Below are 2,210 nucleotides of genomic sequence, written 5' to 3'. Positions count from 1 at the left end.
CAGCATGAGAAGCCGGTCCAGGCCCAGTCCCATGGCAGGCCGTGGCACAGATCCGGACGGGCCGGTCCACCTTCGCCGACCTCCATGCCGTCCACCCCGGATCTCCTTGCCCCGCACGGTGTAGGGATGGTCGGACGGCGTCAGCTCGGCACGGGCGCCCGGGATCGCCGCTGTCACGACCACCTGGGCCATGTCGTGGAAATCCTTGTCCGCCAAGCCTTCCCGGGCCAGCCAGAGATCCAGTTGGTGCGGCTGACCGACATGCTGGCGGTCGATGGCGTCACGGCGGTAGCACATGCCCGGGCAGCTCAGCAGCGCCTCGCCGTCGAGGCCTTCCAACAGCGGCGGCACCATCGCCGTCGTGTGCGCCCGCAGCATCAGATCCGGCCTCAGGTAACGGGAATAGCGGGCGTCCCGGGCCACCGCGTCGGCCGGGTAGCCGAGGCGGTCGTAGTTGTCCGCCGTCGGCACCACGGGACTGCCGCGATGCCTTCGCACGGGAATTCCGGCCCAGTCCGAGACCGCCCGCTCGATCTCGTCGAGCAGCAGCTGCATCGCGTGCGGGCCGTGGTTGGGGTCGGTGAGGTCGCGCACGGACAGCGCCGCGCGCACCTGGTCAGCGGTCATGAGCTTCATGGCAGGTCCCGACGTGAGCTGGGGTTGGTGGCCGCTAGCCCCCTCGGCTCCCCCGTCAGAACGCGCGACTCAACGCCCCCGGGACACCGAGGGGTATCGAAATCGCTTGTGGCCGCTCACACCTTCATAGTGCCGGACGTGGTCAACCGGTTTCCCATCCGGAGACGCGAGGTCGCGCCGGTGTTTCGCCCGGTTGCTGCATTTCGATCGCCGCCACCCGAGGCAACCCACCACCCGAGCCGATGCGGCGGTCGAAATGCAGCAAGGGCGAGGCACCGGTCACGAGCGACCTCGCCCCGCGCGGAACGCGCGGCAAAAACAAGGTCAACCGGTTTCCACCGGGCACTCCGGGTTCACGCACCAGTGCGACCACGACCCGGCATACAGCGGCGCTCGGCCGAGGCCCGCCACTTCCAGCGCCAGCACCACCGAGGACGCCGTCACGCCCGACCCGCAGTAGGCGCCGACCTGGCCTTCCTTGACGCCGAGGCGGACGAACCGGTCGGCCAGCTCCGCCGGCGTGTGCCAGCGGCCGTCCTGGTCGATATGGCCGGCGAACGGGGCGTTCACCGCGCCCGGGATGTGCCCGGCCCTCGGGTCGATCGGCTCCACGTCGCCGCGGTACCGCTCCGGCGCGCGGGCGTCCAGCAGCACACCCGTGCGGGCCAGCTCCGCCGCCTCGTCGGCGTCCAGCACCGGCATGTGGCCCGGGACGACCTCGATGTCGCCGGCCTCCGGGCTCGGCGTCTCGGTGCTGACCGGGCGGCCCTCCGCCGTCCAGGCCGCGTAGCCGCCGTCCAGCACCGCCACCTGCTCATGGCCGGCCCATCGCAGCAGCCACCACGCCCGCGCCGCCGTGGAGCCGTCGCCCGCGTCGTACGCCACGACCGGGTGATTTCGCCGCACGCCCGCGGCCCGCAGCGCCGCCTGGAGCCGCTCCGGGGTCGGCAGTGGATGACGGCCGCCCGCGCCCGGCTCGGCCGCCAGGTCGCGGTCCAGATCCACGAACACGGCGCCCGGCAGGTGCCCGGCCCGGTAGTCCTCGACGGCCGGCGGGCCGGCCAGCCGCCAGCGCACGTCCAACAGCACAGGCGTCCGGTCGAGCCCGGCCAGTTCGGCAGTGGAGATCAAGGCACGCACGACCGCATCCTGCCCGGTCGCCGTGGGCCACCGCGAGGTGACGCGCCGGATACGCCGCCGTGCTTGTCGGTGGCACCTACTAATATTGACGTCACACGTGCGGGAACGACTGTGGCGACCTCGCGACCCCGGAGACACGGGGGCGCGCCCACGCCGGAGAAGCGGAACGGAGGCGGCCCCGATGACCAGTTCGCGACGCCGCCCGGCCGGCTGTCCCAAGCGCATCGACCACAGCCACCGACAGTCCCGGCCGCCCCGGCGGCCAGTTACCATCGGATCGGCTCCTGCCCGGCCTGCAGGCCGCAGCCTCCGCCGATTGGAGTCTTGGTGAACGACCTCATCGACACCACCGAGATGTACCTCCGCACCATCTACGAGCTCGAGGAAGAGGGCGTGGTCCCGCTGCGCGCCCGCATCGCCGAGCGCCTGGCCCA

At 72.1% G+C, this 2,210-nt stretch carries 1 protein-coding gene and 2 pseudogenes; 1 reads left to right on the top strand and 2 read right to left on the bottom strand.

Translation table 11 applies throughout. From position 1 onward, the window contains the following. Positions 1–627 (bottom strand): annotated as a pseudogene (locus KUTG_RS36420) (hypothetical protein); the annotation flags it as partial. A gap of 333 nt (positions 628–960) precedes the next feature. Further along, positions 961–1,776 (bottom strand): sulfurtransferase, encoded by an 816-nt coding sequence (locus KUTG_RS36415; protein ID WP_043723331.1) that lies wholly within the window; start codon positions 1,774–1,776, stop codon positions 961–963. A 327-nt stretch (positions 1,777–2,103) separates the two neighbouring features. Between KUTG_RS36415 and KUTG_RS56965 the strand changes: the two are divergent. Continuing rightward, positions 2,104–2,210 (top strand): annotated as a pseudogene (locus tag KUTG_RS56965) (dihydrofolate reductase); the annotation flags it as partial.

This window comes from Kutzneria sp. 744 (genome assembly GCF_000568255.1).
Taxonomy (GTDB): domain Bacteria; phylum Actinomycetota; class Actinomycetes; order Mycobacteriales; family Pseudonocardiaceae; genus Kutzneria.
Note: the sequence above shows the minus strand (reverse complement) of the source record. Positions and strands in the feature narration are given on the sequence as shown.